This window comes from Anaerosporobacter sp. (assembly GCF_965301125.1).
The window spans coordinates 1-24,855 of record NZ_CBDLAM010000024.1 but is presented as its reverse complement, the minus strand read 5'-3'; the positions used below and the strand labels follow the sequence as shown (position 1 = coordinate 24,855).

Below are 24,855 nucleotides of genomic sequence, written 5' to 3'. Positions count from 1 at the left end.
CTATCCTACAATTCCTACATTATTATCTTAACATCGTGTTGAACTGATAATCCAAATTATATCGTCTTTTAAATGGTTTTTCAAGAAATAATACCTTTTCACTTAGAATGGAATCGATTAATCTAATTGATACTTTCAATAATCTACTTGTTTATTCAAATCCTCCACATACAATAGAATCTGAACAATAATCTCTCCCTAGCAGCACTATCACTGGAAGTGCATAAATAAGTACTCTAGGATTATTTGAATGTAACCATTTCAAGATAAATTACATTGTAGAAGAGTTACAATTTGCATAAATCTTCATATAATCACATTGTGTATCAAAACATTTCATGATATACTACAAACAGTTTTCGTATAGAAAGAGAGTTGAAATACTATGTTCCGCTTATGGGGAAAGATATTTACGAATAATAGAATGTTACGTGATTTCACAGTTGAGAATGACGACTTAACTCTAAATCGCACCAAAAAGATATATGACGCCATCGATACAATCTGCTATGAATTTGATTTGTCAAAACCAATATGGTTGGATTCTAATATTGAAGATTTTAAACGCCATGATAAGACAAGATTTACACAAGATAATTTTATTGATCAGATTGAATTTGATTTTCTTGAGATTCATGTAATTGAAGAAGATTAGTATTTACTACATTAAATAAGCAGTTGCCAACCACATTTGTTTTAGAAATGTCTTGGTAACTGCTTATTACTATGTCTCTATTTAATGTTTTCCAACTAAACTACATACTATCAATACACTCAGATTCACTACAACTACACTTGCTCCAACCGGTATAGAATATTGATAAGACAATATCATACCAACGATAAAGCATATTACCGATATAGCGGCTGAGCTAATTACTACTGAACGAAAGCTTTTAAATATTCTCATTGAACTTAGAGCAGGGAATATAATCAAACTAGATATGAGCATTGCTCCCATCATACGCATACCTAATACGATCGTAATTGCCGTTAAGAATGCAATGAGCATGTTATATAAGGAAACGTTAATTCCTGCTGCCTTTGAGAAGCTTTCATCAAAAGTAACATTAAATAGTTGATTATAGAATAGTATGAATAGAATAAGGACTATAATTGATAATGCTATACTTAGTTTAACGTCCTCATTACTCATAGCTAATATACTTCCGAACATATAGCTATCTACATCTGCATTCATACCAGTGGTTCTCGATATGACAATAACACCAATTGCAAGCGAACTACTTGATATCAAAGCAATCAAAGCATCCCCTTTAATTTTACTATTGTTACTAAGTCGTAACAAAAAGAATGCAGCGATAACAACCACGGGAATACTGAGTTTAAGTGGCGCGATATTCATGGCCATAGCAATGGATAATGCACCGAAGGATACGTGTGATAATCCATCACCGATCATAGAAAACCGCTTCAAAACCAAGCTTACACCTAATAATGCGGCACATAATGATACTAATATTCCAACGATTACCGCTCTTGATATAAATGGATACGATAGCATCTCTTGTAATGTCTGTATCATCAATGTTCCCCTCCTAACAACGCTTTTGCACAGGAAGTTTTTATATAATCTTTGGTTTCTCCAAAGAATAATACCTTCTGTCCCATCTGCAATATCTTATTGGCACTTTTTATTGCCATACGAACATCATGTGAAACCATAATAATCGTTACATGATCTCTTCGATTTAATTCCTTAATAATATCATAAAGTTCAGCTGTAACTACAGGATCTAGTCCTGTAACAGGTTCATCTAATACCAGTAGAGAATCCGTAGCACAAAGAGCTCTTGCTAATAAAACTCTTTGCTGTTGGCCACCTGATAACTCTCTATAGCTCTTATGTCTTAAATCATAGATCTTAAGACGTTCTAAATTGTCCTTTACACGCTCTTTTTCTTTTGCGTTATAAAACGGCCTTAACCCTTTACTCCTAATACAACCAGATAAAACTACTTCATATACAGAGGCAGGAAAATCCTTTTGCGATTCAGTCTGCTGAGGTAGATATCCAATTCCTCCTGGAGTAAGTTCTTTATTGATCTCGAACTTTCCACTTTTGGGTTTTATCAATCCCATAAGTCCCTTTACTAAAGTACTTTTACCAGAACCATTCTCGCCTACTATGCAAAGATAGTCTCCTTGTTCAATTGTAAAGCTAACTTGATCAACTGCAACTTTTCCGTCATATTCAAAACTGATATCTTTGCATGTAACAATACTCATATTAGTTAAGAGCCTCCTTAAGGTTTTCAAGATTCTGATACATTAAACTTAAATAGGTCGAACCATTCTTATAATCATCCGTAGATACATTATGACAAGAATGCAATAACAATGTCTTAGCGCCAGTTGCACTAGCAATTGACTCTGCAACTTTTGGATTAGCCAATTCTTCATAGAAGACAACGGGTATTTCATCTTCGTTAACTTTATCAATAATTGTTGCAATCACCTTTGCACTAGGTTCTGTTTCAGCAGAACAAGAATCATAAGCAGATACATAATCTAGCCCATATTCCTCAAAGAAATTATGGAATGCAAATCTACCACCGAATACTACTTCTTTTCTCTTAGCCTGCTTTACTACCTCACGTATATCTTGATCTAATTTATCAAGACTATCCATATACTCTTTTGCATTGTTTTCAAAGTTTTCTTTATTTGATTCATCTACTTCACTTAAGGCTTCCGTAATGTCTTCCACCATAACTTTAGCGTTCAAAGGATTTGTCCAGATATGAGGGTCATAGGAATGTACATGGTCTTCATCGTGTTCTTCCTCTTCCTCGTGAAGATGCTCTTCATCCTCATGCTCGTGATCATGATCCTCTACCTTATCAAGCGTAATATTCTTTGATAAATCTACAATCATAACATCACTATCCAAACTATCTAGAATCTTAGCTACCCAAGGTTCCATTTCATCACCAGTATATAAAAATATATCTGCCTTATTAATTTCTATTATGTCACTTGGTGCTGGCTCATACGTATGACTCTCAACACCAGGTTTTAGTAACATTTTAACTTCTACTGCATCCTTTCCAATTTGATTTGCAAAATCATATTGTGGAAATAGCGTTGTTACTACTTTAATTTTAGATGTACTATCACTTTGTGTTTCTTTACTATCTGTTGTATTCGCTTTAGAGCACCCTACTAACAACAAGACCGTAATACATACTACACTTATTAGTACTTGTAATTTCGTATAACGTTTCATAATACCATTTACCTTTCATAATCTTATAAACTTTACCATGTATCAGATTTCTTTATTTTCTTTGCATGACTTACACCAACCATAAAAAACTGTTTTTGTATTATCTATTTCAAAACCATGCTCTTCTAGAATGTGTTTATCAGCTCCCGCTAAATAATCACATTTTACATGCAATAAAACACCACATTTAATACATTTAAGATGAAAATGGGATTGACACTGCTCATTCTCACCAACATATTGATAGCAAGCCCCCATACCTTCTTCTAAAAAGTATTTCCTCAAAGTTCCTGCCTCAGTCAATTTCTCCATATATCTATAAATCGTGGTTCTTCCCACCGAAATATTGTTATCGCGCAGATGGCTTAACACCTCATCAATTGTCACATGATTTTCTCCATGATTCTCAAGATAAGTTTGAATAATTTCTCTCTGTTTTGTTTTATACTCATTTGAAGTGGCCATAATCCAAGCCTCCTAATATTAATAAATTAAAAAATACAATATGAAATCCGATTTCAATTTCATATTGTATTCCTATTTTCATTATTTGTCAAATCTAATTCTTATAATCCCTCTTATTGATAAAAATTATTATCTTATATAGGGCGGTTTTATATATACTCTGGCTTCCTAATGATAACATAATAAGCAATAGCTAATGGTATTGCTGCCGAAACCATGCAATTGGTCCCGCCAAACATATACCTGTAAATCCTATCATCGTTGGCAAAGTAAATGCACATATTGTTCTTGCAATCAATTCAAATACACCTGCCATAAATGGCATAAAACTACGCCCTATACCTTGCAATACATTACGATATACAAACAACATATTAAGTACCGGTAAGAAGATTGCAATAACTGTCAAATAGGTCTGAGCGCTTTCAAATACTGCTATCTTATTTCCATCTACAAACAGACTTGTAAGTGGTCTACCAAAGAGTAATAGTATTATGCTCGCCGCTACTGCAAAGATAAGTGTAATCATAGAACATTTTTTTACACCTTCTTTAACTCTATCGATTCTTCCAGCACCTAAATTCTGTCCTGCATAGTTTGCCATTGTTATACCAAAGGTACCTGCTGGCTGTGTTAGAAGTTGTTCTACCTTACTTGCTGCTGTATAGGCAGCAATTTTGTCCGAACTAAATAAATTTAAAGAGCTTTGTAATACAAGAACACCAATTGCAGTTACGGAAAACTGTAATGCCATTGGTAATCCTAATTTCCAGTGTTTCCATGCAAACTTAGAATCATATTTAAAATCCTTTTTTGTTAGTTTTAGTATGCTATACTTTTTCATTGCATAGATTAGACACAGAGCTCCTGCTACTCCTTGTGATATAACGGTTGCCCAAGCTGCACCTTCCACACCCATATGGAACACGAGAATAAAAACTAGGTCTAATATTACATTTAGAATCGAAGCCACTATTAAGAAATATAGTGGAGTTTTACTATCTCCAATTGCACGCAGAATACATGCTATCATATTGTAAAACATGGTACATGCCATTCCCATGAAGATAATATTAATAAATTTTTGTGAATCCCCAATAATATTATCTGGTGTATTCATAAGTTTAAGTAAGGGTTTCGAAGCCAATAGGCTCAGTGCTGTCAAAACAATTGTAGTAAAGACAGATAGAATAATGGAAATTCCCACAGAATGGCGTAATCCATCCATATCCTTTGCCCCAAACTTCTGTGCTGCAATTACTGCAAAACCACTTGTTAAACCAGTTGCAAATCCAATAACCAAAAATGATAAACCACCTGTGGCACCTACTGCTGCTAGCGCATCAACTCCAATACTTTTTCCTACTATTATGGTATCAACCATACTGTATAACTGTTGAAATATATTACCTATTAGCAATGGTACAGAATACGATAAAATCAACTTTGATGGATTTCCACTAGTCAATTCCTTAACCATACTGTTTCCTCCTTTGTATTCTAGCAATATCTCTGATAATGTAGATTGTATACTGTGTGACACACGTGTCCCACACTCTATTGCCATTATTGCATGTAGCATATAAAAAATCAATTATTTTATCAGATATTTTTTATAAATATAGAATGTGCTAACTACATGTGAAATGAAATCAGATATATATGCAAAAAGGCTATCCTATAAGTTATCGTAACTTAAGGATAGCCTCTTTATTATTTACTATATGTTATATGATTATAATCTCTTTAATAATTCTTCTCTTTGTGCTTCAAATCCTGGTTTTCCAAGTAAAGCAAACATGTTTTTCTTGTAGCTTTCAACACCTGGTTGATCAAATGGATTAACACCTAAGATATAACCACTTACACCACAAGCAAATTCAAAGAAATAGAATAATTCACCTAAGTAGAACTCAGTTTGTTCTGGTATATTAACAATAAGGTTTGGAACATCTCCATCTGTGTGAGCTAATAAAGTACCTTTCATTGCACTCTTATTAACAAAATCAACAGATTTACCAGCTAAGTAATTTAATCCGTCTAAGTCAACTTCTTCTTCCTCTAAGATAATTTCACAAGTTGGTTTTTCAAGGTTAACTACTGTTTCGAACATAGTTCTTTGTCCATCTTGGATAAATTGTCCCATAGAGTGTAGATCTGTTGTTAAATCAACTGCTGCTGGGAAGATACCTTTATTATCCTTACCTTCACTTTCACCATATAATTGCTTCCACCATTCATTTACATAGTGAAGAGCTGGCTCATAGTTTGCTAAGATTTCAATATTTTTACCTTTTCTAAGTAAGATATTACGAATTGTTGCATATAAAACTGCATCATTCTCTTCATATGAATTGTTTAAACAACGTTCTCTCATACTTGCGGCACCTTCCATTAACTTAGTAATGTCAGCACCACTAACTGCGATTGGTAATAAACCAACAGCTGTTAATACTGAGAATCTACCACCAATATCATCAGGTACTACGAAGCTTTCATAACCTTCTTCTGTAGCGAGGTTTTTAAGTGCTCCTTTTTCCTTATCAGTTGTAGCATAGATACGTTTTGCAGCTTCTTCTTTTCCGTATTTCTCAATTAACATTTTCTTGAATACACGGAATGCAATTGCTGGCTCTGTTGTAGTACCAGATTTACTGATTATATTAACAGAAAAATCTCTGTCACCAATTGTTTCAATTAAGTGACTAATATACGTACTACTAATATTATTTCCTACATAATAGATTTCTGGAGTTTTTCTAATCTCTTTCGACACGGAATTATAAAAACTATGGCGTAAGAATTCAATAGCTGCTCTAGCTCCTAAGTAAGATCCACCAATACCAACAACTAATAAAACCTCAGAATCGCTTTGAATCTTTTTAGCTGCTGCTTGAATTCTTGTAAATTCCTCTTTGTCGTAATTAACAGGAAGATCAATCCACCCCAAAAAATCATTACCTGCACCTGATTTGTCAAGTAACTGGTTTTTTGCACCCTCAGCAATTACTTCCATCATCTTGATTTCTTCATTAGAGATAAATTTCTTGGCTGCTGAGTAATCAAATGAAACTCTTGTTTTCATTGTATTAACACTCCTTTGTTAAAATTAGCGCACTAGATTGTACATTAAGACTCTTATACTTCTCAAGTGTACTCAATAGACCCATTTTAACAAATGGAGTTTATATATTCAATATTAAAATTACACAGATTTTCGTAAATTTTTGCAAAGATATTATATTAATCGTTTTCTATTCTATGCTAAAAACTCTTTTAGAATATCTTCTATGATTTTTTCATCATTTTCTGTTCTAGATTTGTGTTCTACTTCTTTTTTGGTATCTATTTTTTCCTTAGGCATAATTTGTTCTTGTTCCTCAGGTGATCCCTCTTTACTAGCTGCTGTATCTGCTAGATTCTTTATTAAGAAACGCATATCCTCACCACCGTCCCCTTTCACAGGATATGTAGGTTGCAAATCAACTTGCTGCATTTTAGATTGTCTTATATTAAGTTCTTTCTCTCTTAGTAACATTTCTTTATCACGTTCTTTTTTACTTTTCTCTCTTTCTTTTTCTCTTGCAAGCTTTAAGGCCTCTTCAGACTTTAGCGGATCTGCTATTCTTTGATTTTTTGTATCCTTATCCTCTATAACAGATGTAAGCGATTGTTTTTCTTCCTTCTTCGCTTCCTTCTTAACATCTTTTTTAACTTCTTTCTTATTATCTCTTTTACTATCCTTCTTTAATGTATTATTAAAATACTCTTGTCTATACTCTTCTAGCGTTTCTGGAGTAAAATTTTCTTGCTCCAAACGGACTTTTAAGAAATTCTCTAGATAATCTGTAATATTAGCTTTCAAAATACTCTTCTTTGCTCCTAAATTTATAAAGCTTTCCACAACTATCAACAAGCTACTAGTAAACACCCCAGTAAAGAATGTTACTAGAATATCATTTTTTCCACAATCATATGCAAGCCCCAAAACCGAGCCAACTGTGCCTGCTAGAAGGCACAAGATAAGAAGTTGCCCACCGATATTCTCCCATGTGTATAAGTGAATTCCACAAATTCTATGCCTGTATACATACTTATCCACAAAACTATCCACATTATTAACACCTATCTTCAATTTGTAGTAAGCCTCGAACTTCATTTTCATTAATTTCATTAATTTATGATTAGTTGAACCCATATTATCAGAAGCCTTAATTAGTCTTTTATATGTACGACTCACCATAATCTTTAATAACGTTCCCAGTACACACAATCCTGCCATTCCATAAATAAAGATATAATTGTCATATAGTTGCTGTATCATATAGCAAATTCCCCTTTCATAATTCCCATAATTTTACATACATTATAACGTATTCTTTTTTATTTGAAAAGGTACTTGACCACAAAAGTCATTGACAAATTACTTGCTATCTTTACACTTAAATGGTCTAACATCTTGATACCAACAAAAAACAGCAACGGTCGACGATAAATCAACCATTGCTGTCATACTTATATTTGTTCAACTAATCCACAAACCAAATTAACAGTATGTTCAATTGCCTTTGCTTCGAATTCACTATAATCCATCTCAGCACTGTTATCCGCTTTATCTGAGATTGCTCTTATTACTAGGAAAGGTATCTTGTTAAGATATGCCGTTTGTGCAATTGCTGCACCTTCCATCTCAGTACAAAAACCTCCAAATTGGTTTACAAGCCATTCTTTCTTATCACGATCTGAGATGAATTGGTCTCCACTAAGAACTCTTCCCTCGAATACATTAATATCAGGATTTACTTCTTGGCAAACATTTTTAGCGATACCAATTAACTTTTCATCAGCAACAAAAACAGAGTTATCCATCTGCGGTATCACTCCAACTTCGTATCCAAATCCGGTTGCATCCATATCATGTGTAATTGCATCTGTTGATAACACAATATCTCCAATGTTAATCTCATTACGAAGGGAACCTGCTACCCCTGTATTAATAACAACATCCACATCGAATTTATCAATTAGAATTTGTGTACATACAGCAGCATTGACTTTGCCAATTCCACTACGAACAATAACTATTTCTTTACCTCTTAGCTTACCGCTCATAAATATCATGCTCGCTTTACTTATCGTTCTATCTACTTCCATTAACTCCTTCAAATTAGCAACTTCTTGTTCCATTGCTCCGATAATGCCAATCTTCATACTTGTCCTCCTGATTTATTTACATTTATATTAGACTTTACCATTTCTAATAAATAAATGCAAGATTATATGAATTTTCATTGCAAATAAAGGGAAACTAATATAAAATAATACACTAGATTAAATATTTTATTTGTTAGGAGATATAGTATGAATTACAAAACATCTGGTGTATGTAGCAAAGAAATTCAACTTGAAATCGAAGACGACATCATCAAAAGTGTAAATTTCGTTGGTGGTTGTTCAGGTAACACACAAGGTATATCCAAATTAGTGGAAGGCATGTCCGTTAATGAGGTAATTAATAGACTTGAAGGCGTAAAATGTGGATTCCGTCCAACTTCATGCCCAGATCAATTAGCACAAGCTTTAAAAGCTTATTCACACAAATAATTGAAACCGTTTAAGCGTATCTATATAGAAATAACGAATATTTGTAATCTATCCTGTAGCTTCTGCCCAAAGTCCACTAGAAAACATACTTACATGTCGACAGAAGACTTTGAACATATTCTAACAGAAATTTCACCTTATACTGATTATGTTTATCTTCATGTTAAAGGAGAACCTCTGTTACATGAAAAGCTACAGGATATTTTATCGTTATGTGAAAAATACCAAATGCATGCCAATATAACGACCAACGGAACATTGATTCCAAAGAAAAAGGAAATCTTATATCATTCAACTGCTTTACGACAAGTGAATGTATCTCTTCATAGTTTTGAACACGAAGAGAAGTTATCAGTGAATAACCAGATACCCCCGTCTATCTTTAAAGAACTTGACGACTATATAAATCCAATCATAGATTATGCTAAATTCATGAGTACACACACTAAGGCTATTACTGCTTTACGTCTTTGGAATTTAGAAGGTGAGAGTTCTAGCTCTATTACTCATGACAAGAACCGTCACGTACTTTCTCTTTTAGAAAAATCCTTTGATCTTACTATTGAACCTGAGAAAATCACACGCGGTATAAAGCTGATGGATCGTGTCTTCCTAAATCAAGACCAGAGATTTGAATGGCCAAATCTTAATGTACCCGTGTTAAGCACTACAGGATTTTGTTATGGTCTAGGTACACAAGCCGCTATATTAGTAGACGGAACTGTAGTACCATGTTGTTTAGATAATGAAGGTGATATTGCACTTGGTAATATCTTCTCATCATCATTTTCTACTATTATTAATAGCACTCGAGCGCAAAACATGCTACAAGGATTTAAGAATCACTTAGTAGTCGAAGAACTTTGCAAGCGTTGTGGATATCGACATCGTTTTACTTAAAAAGCAAATGAACCAATCATAAAAAGGAATGGAGGTTAATTATGAAACGAATTATACTTACTGGTGGTGGTACTGCTGGGCATGTTACACCAAACATCGCACTAATTCCCGCACTAAAAGCTGCCGGATATGATATACAATATATTGGTTCTTATGATGGAATGGAACGTAAACTAATTGAAGATCTTGACATACCATATCATGGTATATCTTCTGGTAAACTAAGACGTTACTTTGATCTTAAAAACTTTAGCGATCCATTCAAAGTAATGAAGGGCTACCTTGAAGCCAAAAAACTAATCAAAGAGTTAAAACCAGACGTTATATTTTCTAAAGGGGGATTTGTAACAGTTCCTGTTGTTTTAGCTGCTAAGAAGAGGAAAGTTCCAACGATTATTCATGAATCAGATATGACCCCTGGCCTTGCTAATCGTATCTGTATTCCTTCTGCAACTAAAGTATGTGCAAACTTTCCTGAAACTTTGAATAATCTTCCTGAAGGAAAAGCTGTCTTAACAGGCTCTCCAATTCGTAAGGAGCTTTTCTCTGGGAACAAGTTAAAGGGTCTTGATTTCTGTGGTTTTTCTCAGAACAAACCTGTTATCCTAATTGTAGGTGGAAGTCTTGGTTCTGTGGTTGTAAATGACGCGGTTCGTAAGGTTTTAGATACTTTATTGGAACAATTCCAGATTATTCACTTATGCGGTAAGGGTAAAGTTGATAATACTCTAGTAGGTAAAAAGGGATATGTTCAATATGAATATATTAAAGAAGAACTTAGCGACTTACTAGCCTGCGCTGACATTGTAATCTCTCGTGCAGGTGCAAATGCAATCTGTGAGTTACTTGCACTTAAAAAGCCAAATATCTTGATACCATTATCAGCTGCACAAAGCCGTGGTGACCAAATACTTAATGCTGCTTCCTTCAAGAAACAAGGTTTTAGTTATGTAATACCAGAAGAAGAATTAACAGAAGATACTTTATTAAAGGCTGTTAAAGAAGTATATGAAAATCGTGCCGCTTACTCAACTAAAATGGGCGAAAGCAAATTGAATGATGCAGTAGCTTCTATCGTTACACTAATAGAAAGTCTTACAAAAAAATAGTAGAAAGCTTTTTGATAATAAAGGAAAAGACAAATCTCTACGTACCCACAAGAGGTTTGTCTTTTCTATGTTATAGCTATTATTTATTGCAAATGATTTTTTATTCTTTCACTTAGCTGTTCAAGTGGCTCACCTTCATACTTGTCTTGTACCCATTTAACAACTACCTTATCTCCTTCATATCTAGGGATTAAGTGCATATGAAAATGAAATACTGTTTGTCCCGCTATTTCACCATTATTTTGTAATAGATTTAGGCCTTCACATTGAAGTTCAGCTTTTAACGCCTTAGCAATTCTTGATGCTACTGGAAGTAACTTTGATGCTACCGTTTCATCTAATTCAAAAATATTATCTGCATGCTGTTTCGGTATTAAAATTGTGTGCCCCTTAGACGCTGGTGATATATCCATAAATGCTTTAAAATCATCATCTTCATAAATCGTATACGATGGAATTTCCCCTGCTGCTATTTTACAGAAAATACAATTATCCTTCATTGTTGTTCCTCCGTGTTTTTAAGTATTATTTTAACTTTTAATTTAAATTATATTTGGGTTAATATTATTCTAAAGATTTGCTACTCATCATATGTTACATTATAACTCACACTTTATTAATTTTAAACATTAATTTGTTAAATATACATAGTAAAAAATATATTACATATGTTGTCGAAGGATATTATCCGCCTGTATTTTATGGAGATTATTGGTGCTTACACATGCTTTTTGATTTTAATTCAACTATTTTTTACTATTAGATAAAAAAATAATACACTATTTTATTCTTCTCTTCTTCTTATTACGATTTTTTTAGACACAAAAATCTTAAAAATCAAAGTATACTTATAAAATTAGCTTGCATTTGTCGATTGTTGTAAACAAAAATTAGTTGAAATTCTCATATTATGTTGGTAATATATGTAAAAGAGGTGATGATTATGTATTATGATAAGGCAACAGCGAAACTTCATCAACTTTGTGAAGAAAATGAAGAGTTTGATGAAGCATTAAAACAAATGGAATCTCAACACCAATTTGTAATTTCTCAAATCACACATGAGATAAGAAATCCATTAACATTAATAAGTAGCACCGTACAACTAATTGAATCTCACTACCCGGAAGTTGCAGGAAGCAATCTATGGGAACAGCTCACAGATGACATTAGTGACTTAATTCTATTATTAGAAGATGTAACTACTTACAACCATAGTAATAAACTTACTTTGGAATCTACTAATATATACGAGATGCTACAAAAACTCAGCCATAGTTTTCAAATACATACCGCTAAAAATGATATTAAGATACAACTTGATGCTACAGAAGATGTCAAATCCAAATTAATGACATTTGTATGTGACTCAATTAAGTTAAGACAAGCTTTTACTAATATCATTAAGAATGCAGTAGAAGCAATTCATGATTCTGGAGAGCTTTATATTCAGATTCAAGATGAAGTAAGTCGCTTAGACATATCAGATAGTAATACCAGGTATATATCCATCTCTTTTAAAAATAATGGAGAACCGCTAGATCCAAGTGAACAGCATAATATATTCAAGCCTTTTATTACATACAAGCCAAATGGTACGGGAATGGGGCTTGCAATAACAGATCAAATTATACATGCCCACGATGGATTTATACAATGTCTGTTTGATAGCACTTGGACAGAATTTAAAGTATTTCTCCCTCTGCATTATTAAGACCACAAAATTAGTTAAAACAAATACCACAAAAAACACATACGCCAATTGTAAACTCCCAATTCGATTGGCCCATCCGTCAAGAGACCACAAGAGTCTATCTAATTAACTCCCAATTAATTAGACAATACAAAAACCTCAAGTACTTAAACTCCCAATTAGTACTTTGAGGTTTTTATTCTGTTTGATTACCTAAAATCGAAATACAGAATCAAAATTTCTTAATAAAGCAAAGTTTCCTTTTGCTGATAATTCTCCCGTCATAAACGACTTTTGTAAAGTAGTTCTACCCTTAACAATGTTATCCATTATGCTATTAGTAGTCTTAATCAATACATCTGCATCTTCCATATTGCCATAATAGCACTTAATATTCTCATCCTTAATATCAATTACGATAACCTTATTGTCATCCGATAAAGTGATCTCAAATGAACCAGCGAATCCTTGTAAAGGGTTAAAGCTATCTTTAATTTTCTTAATAAAAGGTTCACTATTGTTAGACTCCCCTAATATTTCTTTAAACATACTTGCTAATTCTTCAATATCTTCTTTTTGCTTCTTAACATATGTATCATCGGATACATACATTGATAATTGTTCACTCTCTTGTGGGGTTAATTCGATGCTTTTACTTCTTAAAACGCTACGATTGATAGCACTACAACTTGATGGGAAACCTTTTTGTTTTTGGCTTATACTACGATATAATGCTTCTGCTTTCTTCTCAATAATTAATTTATATGCCGGATTGGTTTCAAATTCTACATGGTCAGCAACGTAAGCGCATATACCTTCACACAGAATACCTCCAAGTACTTCCCAGGCTCTCACAAGCGATAATTGGGTTTCTCGCTCCCCGTATGTGTTAGACATAACGATTGGCATCATATAGAGTTTACTAATATGTTCTTTGTCACCATATAACCAACAAGCATCAAGAAATTGCTGCATATAGCCTCCAATTCCCCACCATTCTAGATTCGTTGCTAATATAATTCCATCTGCTTCTTTTAATGTCTTAGGCAAAACAGTAATAGAATTCTTATCCTCATAGAGATTATATTTTGTAACTTCAACACGAAGCTCCTCAAGAACCTCTATCATTTTATTCATAACATATATTGTAGGATCTTCAATTAACCCTCTTCCACCATAGTAGATATTAACTCGCATATTACACCCTTCTATATCGTAACAGACTACGATACATGGCCCTTTCTAAATTATTATCATTGTTAGCTATAGTTATTCTTTCCCTTATTCTTAGCTCCTAGGTATAAGACTTGACCTAGTACTAAACCAGCAAGAAGACCGCCCACATGTGCTGCATTATCAATCCCTTGTGTATTCATTCCACTAAAAATTGTAAGTGCAACAAAGAAAAGTAGTCGTTGTAAACCAATCTGTGCAAACTCGTTTCTATTAAATATAATGATTACCACCAATGCTCCAACTATTGCGAATATTGCACCTGAAGCTCCAATAGACAACATACTACTGTCATGTAATCTATTATATCCTAGGGAAGTAACCGCTGCAACTATTCCCCCAACAAAATACAAAATTGTGTATCTAAAACTACCAATTCTTTTTTCAACTTGGGTTCCAATAAAGAATAGTACAAGCATATTTCCAAACAAGTGATTTATATCTGCATGGAGAAACATATGGGTTAAGAACCTATAATACTGATGATTATGAATAATCGTATCATAGCTAATACCACCTTGTTCAACAAAAGAGTTATAAACTGACCAATCGTAAGACCAGTCCATAATGATAAATATAACAACATTCATGAATAAAATACAACAAGTAATCATCATCCCAGACATATTTGATAACATCTTCTTCAACTTGTTAAGAATCCCATCTGACACTCTCCCGTCTTGATAAATAGAACTATAACCGCTATCTCTACAGTCTAAAACTTGTTCAATATTCTCCTTAACATCTAAAAACTCTGATTTTTGATTTTCAAATATAACAAGCTGGTCCGTACTCTCATTAATAATCCAATACGTATCAGAATCTTTGATAAATTCCTTTGCTAAACTAATATTATCAGAAATTATCACATGAAGTACATTAATATTGCGGTACCCCTCTTTAATAAAATTCCACTTAATTTGAGTTATTATTTTATTGTAGACATCTATTATATCTGCTACAGAATTTTCAGTATTGTTAGCATATGCAAACAATGAGATAATATAGACTCCTTCATCTTTCACTTGATAAAATACAAAGGAATTATGACTATTAATTTCTATTTCATCATAATTTCTATTTCTAAATTCTCTCGTTAAAGAATCAATCATGGTTTCACATCCTTTATTTAATCTATTTATCATGATAATTCACCTAGGCAGAGAAAACAAGATGTATGTATATAATTTTCTTCTTCCTCTTAATATATGTATAAATTTTATTTATTAGCTCATTCTATATTATGAACATTTTTATAATGCGCTAACTTTAAGTTAGCCGATTCTTACTACTTGAGTTACTTATAGAAAGGAACAAAGAATATGAAAGGATATATTCACGTATATTGTGGAGATGGTAAAGGTAAAACCACTGCTGCACTGGGTTTGGCTTTACGTGCTGCAGGTGCTAATAAGAAGGTTTTACTAACAAGATTTATGAAGACTAACTCTTCTAGTGAATTATCCGCTCTATCTTCGCAGCCTTATATTACAGTGATTCCAACCTCCAAAGTATTTGGTTATTATTATAGCCTTACAGATGATGAAAAAGAACAAGCCTATGAATATTATAACACTTTATTAAAAGAAGCATGCAAAAAGGCCATAGATGAAAACTATGACCTGCTAATTCTTGATGAAGTTACTTATGCATACTCCTACCACTTTATAGATTCTGACTACTTAATGAATTTCCTTCGTACAAAACCAGAACAGTTAGAAGTTGTTATGACCGGCAAACATCCTGCTGTTGAGCTACTTGATGTAGCCGATTATATATCAGACATTAAGAAAGTCCGTCATCCTTACGATAAGGGCGTATTACCTAGGGAAGGGATTGAACTCTAAACCTTGAGAGAGTCAATTTCTTTTCCTTCTAGATTCTTAATTGTGTATGTTGCATTCTCATAAACCATGTAACTATTCTCATTCCCATTCTTAGGTATTGAAACAGAGCCTGGATTTAAATATAGGAAGCCATCACATTCTTCTAGCGCCTGTACATGAGTATGTCCATGAAGAAGAATATCTCCTTTTTTTAATTTAGGTAGATTTTCTTTATTAAATACATGTCCATGTGTAGCAAATACCATGCGATTATCTAAATACAAAATCATAGAATCTGATAATACAGAAAACTCTAATACCATTTGATCTACTTCTGCTTCACAATTTCCTCTAACACATAAGATTTCGTCCTTACAATCGTTCAGTAAACTAATAACACCTTTGGGACTATACCCTTTTGACAGATCATTTCTAGGACCATGATATAGAATATCCCCTAGTAATATTAATTTATCTGCTTTTTCTTCCCTATATCTTTGTAAAAGTTTCTCGCAATAATATTCAGAACCATGAATATCCGATGCAATCATTAATTTCATATAGATTCCTTCTTTCAACGAATATAGTTAACCAACAAATTTAAATGCATTATTTTCACTCTAAGATTCCTTAACCTACACTTTTGTAAATAATATTGATTTTACATCCTCGTGTGTGATTTTACCAGCCTTATAATCATTAGCTATACGGAGTAATTCCTGTATTGATACCGCTGCTCCTTTTATATTTTTATTGCAATTAATTCTATCTATTTGTTCTTTGTATTTCCCTTTAAAATGTCCTGCTACAAACATATAATAATATTCCGTTACATCATTACCAAAGTTATTCCACCACTGATTTGGATTCACACGAATATCACGTGTTTGATTTTCTCCAATATAACGTTCCATCTCGTCTGCTTGAGAAATTGGAAGTGAATAACCACCTGAATATGCCTTAGTATCAATAATAATACCGTAATTTTCTTTGCCCACATCAGTCATATCATTGGTATATACAATTCCATCTGGTTTACGGCTGCCTCCTAGGTGTAAACCTTCAAAGCCACACTCTTCTGTTAATAACTGCAATGTCTTAAGTTCAAATAAGCGATTTTGCTTACTATCATAAGCTAAATCTAATAAACCTAGATATTCATGGGAAAGATGTGTTAATTCTCCCCTTAACTGTTCTTTAATTGTCTCTACTTCTGATTTTCCTTCTATCCTAGCTGTAGGTATTAAAAAATCATTTAGTACATCTTCTATATAATATAAGTTGTTTTTACATGTTATATTCAAACCAATGTTAATCAATCCATTAATATCATCTGATATACTACCCTCATTACACTCTAAACCGCATGAAGCTAATTTATCTATTAATTCATGTAGTGTAATACCTTGTTTTGCTTCTGATAGGAATTTCAAGATATACGCTCTTCTTGTTCTTAGATACTCCCGATCCCCTGCTTTTGTCGCTAACATTTCAAAACACATATTCTTAGGTAACTTCTTATAAGAACTTTTTCCACTGCTATGATTCAGAGCCATAAACCCTTTGGCAGTTATCTGATAAGCTTGTCCAATGGTAACTGCATGCACCTCGTTACGAATGGATACCTGGAACTCTTTAGGGACTGCTTCAACAAGACCTAGTTTTGCTAACCACTTTGAAATCATTCTAGCATATTTGTCACTTGACCCCTCCCAATCAGCTTTCATCTTATTGATCTCAGATGGGTCATCGGTTATGGCCAAGGTACGTAGTAACACGCTTTGAGGTAAACTTGTAAATCCACCTTCTCCTATAAAGCCCAACTGTTTTCCAAGTTCAAACTTTGTAAGATGTGCATCTTCCTCCGCTAATAATCGCAGTATTCTTACAGCTGGCGGATAAGATAAGGCCGCTCTTGTTAACAACTCCGTCTCTTCCTTCGTTAACTCTTCTTCCTCACCTCTGGCTTTTACTAACTCTCTACCTTCCCTAGTAATTTCAAAGGTATCATCCTCATAATTATATCGAATAAAATGAAATGCATAGGCCCATCGTACGAAATTATCTGCTTGCCATTCACCTATAAACGGCCTTACCTGACCTTTAACTGTAGCTTGTACGATTCCATTACATCTTGATGCACTTCTTGGCTTGAATGCAGTTCCTACTAACTTGCTATATGCAATACGCAACGGTCTTTTATTCAGGGCCTCTAAGAGTTCATCTCTGCCATCTCGTTGCTCTACTAGTTCAGGTATAATAGATGAAATTAGAGCTTGATGCATTGGTGAAGTTTCATCAAATATTGCCGTAACATTGCATAGACTTCGTAGATTACTAGGATCTTGAACCCAGCCAAATGAACGAAAACTGGTTGTCTCTACTGGCCATACTGTTATCATACCTTATCTCCTTTAATATCCCTATTCCTATTGTTTGTAACTTCATAGTTGGTAATTAATACTTCTCTACTTCTTCCCCTTGATGTATTATAACTGGCATTCGAATAATCAAAATTTAAATCAATTACATTATATTTCTTACTCCATGTCTCTAATATATCGTTATGTCTTCCCTTATGTTCCATAACATTAGATAATGCAAATTTAATTCCTTTCTTGTCTGCCTTATCTAAGTACTTATATAGACCTCGTTCTTGTTCTTCTTTCCAGTCTTTGAATCCTCGATTTCCATCATTATACGTCCCTGTTGTTATATAATATGGTGGATCACAGTAGATAAAATCCCCTTCTGATAGATTTCTAAGGGACACTTTACTAAAGTCTTTACTTGAGAATGAGATATTCATGGATTGCAATCTATCTACGAACAAATATAGATTTTTTCTCATATTATCCGAAAACTGACTTCTATTTCTACCAAATGGATTGTTGTATTCCAAATTATTATTAAATCGGAATTGATAGTTAAAGGAATAGCATGTTAACGTATACAAATCAATAGGATCTCCGGTCTCATTATAATAATCTCTAAACCTCTTGAATCCTTCTTCATTCTCTTTTGACAATCCATATTCCTCAATATTCTTTTCAATACGATCAATAATCTTATTAATAGGCATCTTCTTAAATGCTTTATATAAATCAACAATCTTGGTATTAATATCATTGCAAATAATACGATCTGCTTGGACATTCATACTTACATTGCAACCTCCACAAAACAGGTCTACAAAGGTATGAATATTACTTGGAAACAACGGAATAATCTGCGGTAATAATTTATATTTGCCTCCGATATAGTTAAGAGGGCTCTTAATATATTTACCACTACTATGAATACCTTGCTTCTTGCTTAATACGCTAAGTTTTCCTGTATTAGTTCCTACTAACTTGTCGTCGTCTAACTCACTTGCTACCTGAGTCTTTTTAATGTAGAATAGATATTCATATAAAGTCTTACCCTTAGAGTTTAGTTTCCCTTTATACTTACGATATGGGATTTTCTTTAGTTGATAGGTCTTAGGGTCACCATAACGCTTAAGAATAGTTTCAATTTGATACTCATTCATAAGTCCTTCACTACTATAACTAACTATAATATGTGTAAACTTTGCTTCTTTAATCAAGGTATCAAAAGCTTCTTCAACCTTTGTTTTAATACAGAATGGTGATTTCAGTTCCTCATACGGGCGGATTCCTGTAACACCCTTAATTTCTGGATAATCGTACTTGGAGATAGTCTCTAATAGATGGTAATTCGGTGCGTACTGTCTTGAATTATAAGGTGGATCAATATATAGAATATCTCCCTCAACCTTCGTTACTAAAGAAAGTGCATCCTCATTATAGCTATGATTTTCCTTTTCATTGTCTACTACTTCTAGACGAATCATCTCAAACCTCTTATGGGCACGCTTATCCCAGTCCTTAAGATAAGCTCCATAGGTTCCTGTAATATTAGATACGAAAGGAACCCCCTCTAACAATCCTGCAAGAAGGTAGTAAAATGTATTCTCATTAATGTATCCTTTATCAAACCAATCCTGAATGGTATTGCGAATGAAATCAATTCGTAGAGCATTCTCATTGGTAAGATACATTCTTGTACACGTGTCATGTGGAGAATAATGTTTTGCAATAAAAAAGGTATCATCCCCATAAGTTACGTTATCTATCTTTGCCTCTTCTAAGTACGCAATTGGGTCTTCAATCCCCATTTCTATCAACTTAGTAAAATCAGGCGGTAAATTATTCTCGATGGTTGCCTTTTGCATAACATAAGAAAAATGCAAGATATCGTTGGACGTAACTGCATATCTCGGCTTAAAATATCTAGCTACAATACCTGTTCCAGCGAAGATATCACAAAAGGATTCTTCCCTTCCACTTGTATTCCTGGCAATCATTTTATCTATTTCATCTAATAATGCAGCTTTACTTCCAATGTATCTCACGTCTCTTCCTCCACATCCCAAAACATCCTTGTTGTTATTATAAAGTATCTTGTACGAAAAAACAAGAACATATTTTTGGTTTTCAGGTTTTTGCGTTCTCTTAGGGCTGAAAGCAAAACTCTGTTTTACATGGTGATAGCTTCTTAGCTGGCGTACTATGACACAAAACACGCTACTCACCTAAGTACTTCTATGTGTGTACTTTAGGTTGTCCAAATGATACGAAAACGCCTTCGATTCGGCATCCTGCCTCAGCTCAGGCTGGCTCGGCTTCCATGCCTCGCCTTCCTCGGTTACTTAGTACACACCAAGAAGTACTATAGGTGTTTCGCTATCGTTTTTTAGTCATTGTACGCCAGCTAAGAAGCAGATTCACTTTGTTAAGAGTTTTGCTTATTTACTTTACTGAAGCACAAATAAATTACTAATTATCAAGATATAAAAATAGAGGAAGCTTCCTATCTTTATAGGTCACTTCCTCTTTATAAAACTTAGCTACATACGTTTATTTAACAACTACCTACACATTTAACTTACTAATATAGTCTCTAATAACATTTGCTGATTTCTTGAATTTCTCCATTTCATCCTCTTCCATGTGGATTTCTAGCACATCAGCGGCTCCAGTACGATTTAGAATAACAGGTACTCCACAGAAGATTCCTTCTTCTCCGTATTCTCCTTCTAGTAATGTTGATACTGGTATGATTTTATTTTCATCATTTAAAATAGCTTTGATGATACCTACTGTTGATGTTGCGATACCATAATAGGTTGTTCCTTTTCTATTAAAAATCTCCCATCCTGCTCTAGTTGTCTCGTGAACAAGTTCATCAAGGTCAACGTCACCAAGAAGTTCTTTATTATCTGCTATTACATCGTAAAATGCTTTACCACCAACTGTTACACAAGACCATGGTACCATCTGTGAATCGCCATGTTCACCCATTGTATACGCATAGACGCTTCTTGGATCAACATTTACCAAATCAGCGATAAAGTTTTTCAGTCTGGCAGAATCAAGCGATGTACCAGTACCAATAACTTGATTCTTAGGTAATCCAGATAATTTGTATACATAATAAGCCATAATATCTACTGGATTAGAGATAATAATGAAGTGTCCATCAAATCCACTCTTCATAATTGGTTCAACAATACTTTTAACAATCTTGGCAGATGATTCTAACATACTTAATCTATTCTGTTCTTTCGTCTCAATCATTGGTGCACTTGCAGTAATTACAACGATATCGACATCTTTACAATCTTCATACGTTCCAACTACAACCTTTATGTTACGGTTTAGATATTCGATAGAGTTCTTTAAGTCCAAAACTTCTCCGTATGCTTTTTCTTTATTAATGTCTATAAGAATGATTTCATCACAGACACCTTGTGTCAATAAACTGAAGGCTGTAGAAGATCCTACGAAACCACAACCTACAATAGCTATTTTACTTCTATTTAATGTCATATTCTACCCCTTTGCTATCTCTAGAATTCTTATATACAAAAAAAGCACCAACCCCGAAGCTCCTTCGTCTTCAAAATCGGTACTTTATAATACGCCAACAGGGGTTCGAACCCTGGACACCCTGATTAAGAGTCAGGTGCTCTACCAGCTGAGCTATTAGCGCATACGTCTTAACGCAAGAATTATTATATCGTACCAAAAAACAAATTGCAAGTACTATTTTTATTTTTTTTTAAATTTATTTAAAATTGTGTTAATTCAAACAATATAAACGATTTATTGCTAATATCTGTTATATATTCTTTTCTTTATAGTATTGATAATATCTTTTTTTCTTTATATACTAATTAGTAACTATTTTAACTATTTTAATCAAGGAGGACAAAGTTGGTGAATCCAAATCAAAAACAAAAGGAAAATACCACCTCAAAATCACTTAAAACTTCTGGTTCATCCGATGAGATACATTCTCATAAGTTTCAAACCAATCGTAACTATTTTACTATAAGCATATATGCCCTAGCTGTTATCGCTATAGGAACTATAATAATTAGTCTTATCGTTAATTTCTCCTATACCGTTTCAGCTGTAAAACAAATAATTAATGTACTAACACCATTTATTGTTGCATTTTTTATTGCATATATTCTAAATCCAATTGTAATTGCTATAGATAATCGTTTATTATTAAAGACGCTTAAGATTAAGCATAATACAGTTAGAAAAATATTATCAATCGTATTATCTTACTTAATTGTTATTGGTATCATTGCTATCTCGTTAATCTATATTATACCAGAATTACTAATAACTTTATCCGAGTTAAGCGGTACTATTACTAGCATATCTGAAACTGCAATTTATTATTTTCAGAATTTAGAAGAAATCTTTCCTTATGTTGATTTCACTGTTATAGAAAATAAGATTAATGAAGCTATTCCTGAATTAATAAGTTATGGAACAAACTTGTTATCCGATGTATTTCCTACACTTATTAATATTTCCGTATCCATCGTGCGTCTAATCATTAACCTTGTTTTATCTATTGTTATTTCTTGTTATATGCTATCTGATAAGAATACTTTGAAAAAGAATGCTAAACGCATTATTTATTGTTTCGTTTCTGAGCCAAAGGCAAACGCAATCTTTACTAATGCGAAAGAATGTAATTCCATCTTTAATAGATTTATTGTTGGTAAAACAATTGATTCCTTAATTATCGGTGTTATTTGCTATGTATTAATGAACCTCTTACATCTTAACTATGCTATTTTGTTAAGTGTAATTGTAGGTATTACGAATATGATTCCATACTTTGGGCCATTTATCGGTGCAGTACCAGGAGTTCTTCTTTTCTTAGCTACTGATCCAATAAAGGCTGTGGTATTTGCTTTCATGATTCTTGTATTACAACAATTCGATGGTTTATATCTCGGTCCTAAAATCCTAGGCGAATCCACTGGGTTAAGACCACTTTGGGTTATCTTTGGTATTACTGTAGGTGGTGCATGTATGGGGGTTATCGGTATGTTCTTAGGCGTTCCAATCACAGCTGTCATTGCTTATCTACTCAATAAAGCAATTACACATCGTCTAGATGATAAAAACATTACTATAGAAGAACTTGATAGAGATTAAGTATACAAAAGGGCTGTCGTACAAAGTGTCACAATCGATAAAAAAATAATTCCAAAAAGATGCGTGCCTATGGCGAATATGAAATGTTCGTCATAGGCATTCAGCTTCTTGGAATTGTTTCTTTCCGGTGTGTGAATACTTTATGCTATTACTTATATGCGTTTATTTTTTCTTCTAATTGTGCCTTTGATACTATACCAACTATAGTCTCTAAAACATTCCCATCTTTAATAAATATGATAGTAGGAATAGTCATAACTTTGTATTTTGCAGCTGCTGCTGGAGAATTATCAACATTTAGCTTACCAATCTTTACTTGGTCCTTAAAACTTTCTGCTAACTCTTCAACTACTGGTCCCATCATCTTACATGGTCCACACCAGTCTGCGTAAAAATCAATTACTTTTAATCCTTCACCTTGTAATGCTTCTTGTTCAAAATTTTCATCTGTAAATACGAATGCCATCTCTTTTTTCCTCCAATGTTATTATTATTTTTTCTTTTTTGATCCTACGGATCCTAATATCTTCTCTACATCATCCCAAGAACGCTTGAGCTGTATAGATTTTTTATTAAGTGACATATTGCCACTTAATGAACGTGCGATGCTTGACTTAATTGATTTCCCCATATATAAAATCGTACCCCTTTCAATCTAATTCATATAATATAATACAATTCTATTATATGCAATAAGTCATGTTTCACACATCGAATTTGTGAGTTCCTGTTCTTACTAATAGACTAGCGATATGCAACAAGTCTATTAATCGGTTTTCCTTCTGTTACAAACTTTTCTTCATACTCGGTCATAACATTACCTTCTACAAATTCACTATTATGAAGATCATATGTTACGTCTTTAAGTTTCCAGTTTGCTTGTGGTATCTCTTCGACTGAGAAATCAAATAAGTCTTTGTTATCTGTCTTAAAGATTACAAGACCATCTTTGTTAAGAATTAAATTATATCTACCAAAAAACTCTTTTGAAGTTAATCTTCTCTTTGCATGACGATCTTTTGGCCATGGATCTGAGAAATTAAGATAGATTTGATCTACTTCACCTTTTTCAAAGATGTCTACAATTTCTTCTGCATCCATTCTTATGAAATATAAGTTCTCAATATCTAATTCATTTTGTTTTTCAATTGCTCGAATAAGAACACTTGAGTACTTTTCAATACCGATATAATTAATATTCGGATTATTCATTGCTAGAGTCTGAATAAATTTTCCCTTACCC

The 24,855-nt window shown here is 33.3% G+C and carries 24 protein-coding genes and 1 tRNA gene; 7 read left to right on the top strand and 18 right to left on the bottom strand.

What is annotated here, in order from left to right; translation table 11 throughout:
- Positions 1 to 385 precede the first annotated feature (385 nt).
- Positions 386 to 655: a hypothetical protein gene (locus tag ACW2QF_RS04465; RefSeq protein WP_455714794.1), complete on the top strand. Its 270-nt coding sequence runs from the start codon at positions 386 to 388 to the stop codon at positions 653 to 655.
- Between the two features lie 81 nt (positions 656 to 736).
- Here the strand turns inward: ACW2QF_RS04465 and ACW2QF_RS04460 are convergent, their stop codons facing one another.
- The 8 genes from ACW2QF_RS04460 to ACW2QF_RS04425 form a co-directional block, all read right to left on the bottom strand.
- Positions 737 to 1,543, bottom strand: coding sequence for a metal ABC transporter permease (locus tag ACW2QF_RS04460; protein ID WP_455714800.1), 807 nt, complete (start codon positions 1,541 to 1,543; stop codon positions 737 to 739).
- Positions 1,544 to 1,545: 2 nt separating this feature from the next.
- Positions 1,546 to 2,250: a metal ABC transporter ATP-binding protein gene (locus ACW2QF_RS04455; RefSeq protein ID WP_455714793.1), complete on the bottom strand. Its 705-nt coding sequence runs from the start codon at positions 2,248 to 2,250 to the stop codon at positions 1,546 to 1,548.
- A 1-nt stretch (position 2,251) separates the two neighbouring features.
- Complete coding sequence (locus ACW2QF_RS04450; RefSeq protein WP_455714792.1) at positions 2,252 to 3,250, bottom strand: metal ABC transporter substrate-binding protein; 999 nt, start codon at positions 3,248 to 3,250, stop codon at positions 2,252 to 2,254.
- Positions 3,251 to 3,292: 42 nt separating this feature from the next.
- On the bottom strand, positions 3,293 to 3,715 hold the full coding sequence (locus ACW2QF_RS04445; RefSeq protein ID WP_455714791.1) for a Fur family transcriptional regulator: 423 nt from the start codon (positions 3,713 to 3,715) through the stop codon (positions 3,293 to 3,295).
- Positions 3,716 to 3,908: 193 nt separating this feature from the next.
- Complete coding sequence (locus ACW2QF_RS04440; RefSeq protein ID WP_455714790.1) at positions 3,909 to 5,195, bottom strand: MATE family efflux transporter; 1,287 nt, start codon at positions 5,193 to 5,195, stop codon at positions 3,909 to 3,911.
- 255 nt (positions 5,196 to 5,450) lie between these two features.
- Positions 5,451 to 6,800, bottom strand: a complete 1,350-nt coding sequence (locus ACW2QF_RS04435; RefSeq protein ID WP_455714789.1) for a glucose-6-phosphate isomerase — start codon at positions 6,798 to 6,800, stop codon at positions 5,451 to 5,453.
- Between the two features lie 174 nt (positions 6,801 to 6,974).
- Positions 6,975 to 8,039, bottom strand: coding sequence for a hypothetical protein (locus tag ACW2QF_RS04430; protein ID WP_455714788.1), 1,065 nt, complete (start codon positions 8,037 to 8,039; stop codon positions 6,975 to 6,977).
- 191 nt (positions 8,040 to 8,230) lie between these two features.
- Positions 8,231 to 8,926 carry a 5'-methylthioadenosine/adenosylhomocysteine nucleosidase gene (locus ACW2QF_RS04425; RefSeq protein ID WP_455714787.1) on the bottom strand — a complete coding sequence of 232 codons (696 nt, stop codon included), beginning with the start codon at positions 8,924 to 8,926 and terminating at the stop codon, positions 8,231 to 8,233.
- Positions 8,927 to 9,076: 150 nt separating this feature from the next.
- On the opposite strand from ACW2QF_RS04425, the gene ACW2QF_RS04420 reads away from it, so the two are divergent.
- The 3 genes from ACW2QF_RS04420 to ACW2QF_RS04410 are packed head-to-tail and all read left to right on the top strand — an operon-like array spanning position 9,077 to position 11,328.
- Complete coding sequence (locus ACW2QF_RS04420; protein WP_455714786.1) at positions 9,077 to 9,319, top strand: TIGR03905 family TSCPD domain-containing protein; 243 nt, start codon at positions 9,077 to 9,079, stop codon at positions 9,317 to 9,319.
- The gene (locus ACW2QF_RS04415) at positions 9,320 to 10,219 is read left to right on the top strand and encodes a radical SAM/SPASM domain-containing protein (protein ID WP_455714785.1); all 900 of its coding nucleotides are present in this window, start codon (positions 9,320 to 9,322) and stop codon (positions 10,217 to 10,219) included.
- 41 nt (positions 10,220 to 10,260) lie between these two features.
- Entirely contained in the window at positions 10,261 to 11,328 is a 1,068-nt protein-coding gene (locus tag ACW2QF_RS04410; protein ID WP_455714784.1) for an undecaprenyldiphospho-muramoylpentapeptide beta-N-acetylglucosaminyltransferase, read from the top strand.
- 83 nt (positions 11,329 to 11,411) lie between these two features.
- Here ACW2QF_RS04410 and ACW2QF_RS04405 read toward each other — a convergent pair whose 3' ends face one another.
- On the bottom strand, positions 11,412 to 11,828 hold the full coding sequence (locus ACW2QF_RS04405) for an HIT family protein (RefSeq protein WP_455714783.1): 417 nt from the start codon (positions 11,826 to 11,828) through the stop codon (positions 11,412 to 11,414).
- 443 nt (positions 11,829 to 12,271) lie between these two features.
- Between ACW2QF_RS04405 and ACW2QF_RS04400 the strand changes: the two genes are divergently transcribed.
- Entirely contained in the window at positions 12,272 to 13,042 is a 771-nt protein-coding gene (locus ACW2QF_RS04400; protein ID WP_455714782.1) for a sensor histidine kinase, read from the top strand.
- A 192-nt stretch (positions 13,043 to 13,234) separates the two neighbouring features.
- Here the strand turns inward: ACW2QF_RS04400 and ACW2QF_RS04395 are convergent, their stop codons facing one another.
- Positions 13,235 to 14,218 carry an SCP2 sterol-binding domain-containing protein gene (locus tag ACW2QF_RS04395; RefSeq protein WP_455714781.1) on the bottom strand — a complete coding sequence of 328 codons (984 nt, stop codon included), beginning with the start codon at positions 14,216 to 14,218 and terminating at the stop codon, positions 13,235 to 13,237.
- Between the two features lie 62 nt (positions 14,219 to 14,280).
- Entirely contained in the window at positions 14,281 to 15,399 is a 1,119-nt protein-coding gene (locus tag ACW2QF_RS04390; protein ID WP_455714780.1) for a rhomboid family intramembrane serine protease, read from the bottom strand.
- 177 nt (positions 15,400 to 15,576) lie between these two features.
- On the opposite strand from ACW2QF_RS04390, the gene ACW2QF_RS04385 reads away from it, so the two are divergent.
- The gene (locus ACW2QF_RS04385) at positions 15,577 to 16,101 is read left to right on the top strand and encodes a cob(I)yrinic acid a,c-diamide adenosyltransferase (RefSeq protein WP_455714779.1); all 525 of its coding nucleotides are present in this window, start codon (positions 15,577 to 15,579) and stop codon (positions 16,099 to 16,101) included.
- Here ACW2QF_RS04385 and yfcE read toward each other — a convergent pair.
- The 5 genes from yfcE to ACW2QF_RS04360 all read right to left on the bottom strand — a co-directional run bounded on the left by yfcE (position 16,098) and on the right by ACW2QF_RS04360 (position 22,137).
- Positions 16,098 to 16,640, bottom strand: a complete 543-nt coding sequence (yfcE, locus tag ACW2QF_RS04380; RefSeq protein ID WP_455714778.1) for a phosphodiesterase — start codon at positions 16,638 to 16,640, stop codon at positions 16,098 to 16,100. The genes ACW2QF_RS04385 and yfcE overlap by 4 nt on opposite strands.
- Before the next feature lie 75 nt (positions 16,641 to 16,715).
- On the bottom strand, positions 16,716 to 18,482 hold the full coding sequence (locus ACW2QF_RS04375; RefSeq protein ID WP_455714777.1) for a restriction endonuclease FokI C-terminal domain-containing protein: 1,767 nt from the start codon (positions 18,480 to 18,482) through the stop codon (positions 16,716 to 16,718).
- On the bottom strand, positions 18,479 to 20,497 hold the full coding sequence (locus ACW2QF_RS04370) for a Dam family site-specific DNA-(adenine-N6)-methyltransferase (RefSeq protein ID WP_455714776.1): 2,019 nt from the start codon (positions 20,495 to 20,497) through the stop codon (positions 18,479 to 18,481). The genes ACW2QF_RS04375 and ACW2QF_RS04370 overlap by 4 nt, the downstream gene beginning before the upstream one ends.
- 520 nt (positions 20,498 to 21,017) lie before the next feature.
- Positions 21,018 to 21,974 (bottom strand): L-lactate dehydrogenase, encoded by a 957-nt coding sequence (locus ACW2QF_RS04365; protein WP_455714775.1) that lies wholly within the window; start codon positions 21,972 to 21,974, stop codon positions 21,018 to 21,020.
- Between the two features lie 90 nt (positions 21,975 to 22,064).
- Positions 22,065 to 22,137, bottom strand: a tRNA-Lys gene (locus ACW2QF_RS04360).
- A gap of 227 nt (positions 22,138 to 22,364) precedes the next feature.
- Between ACW2QF_RS04360 and ACW2QF_RS04355 the strand changes: the two genes are divergently transcribed.
- On the top strand, positions 22,365 to 23,612 hold the full coding sequence (locus ACW2QF_RS04355) for an AI-2E family transporter (RefSeq protein WP_455714774.1): 1,248 nt from the start codon (positions 22,365 to 22,367) through the stop codon (positions 23,610 to 23,612).
- A gap of 148 nt (positions 23,613 to 23,760) precedes the next feature.
- Here ACW2QF_RS04355 and trxA read toward each other — a convergent pair whose 3' ends face one another.
- Positions 23,761 to 24,078 (bottom strand): thioredoxin, encoded by a 318-nt coding sequence (gene trxA / locus ACW2QF_RS04350; protein ID WP_455714773.1) that lies wholly within the window; start codon positions 24,076 to 24,078, stop codon positions 23,761 to 23,763.
- A 278-nt stretch (positions 24,079 to 24,356) separates the two neighbouring features.
- Positions 24,357 to 24,855 (bottom strand): tRNA (guanosine(46)-N7)-methyltransferase TrmB (gene trmB, locus ACW2QF_RS04345; protein WP_455714772.1); only part of this gene is annotated, 499 nt, incomplete at its 5' end.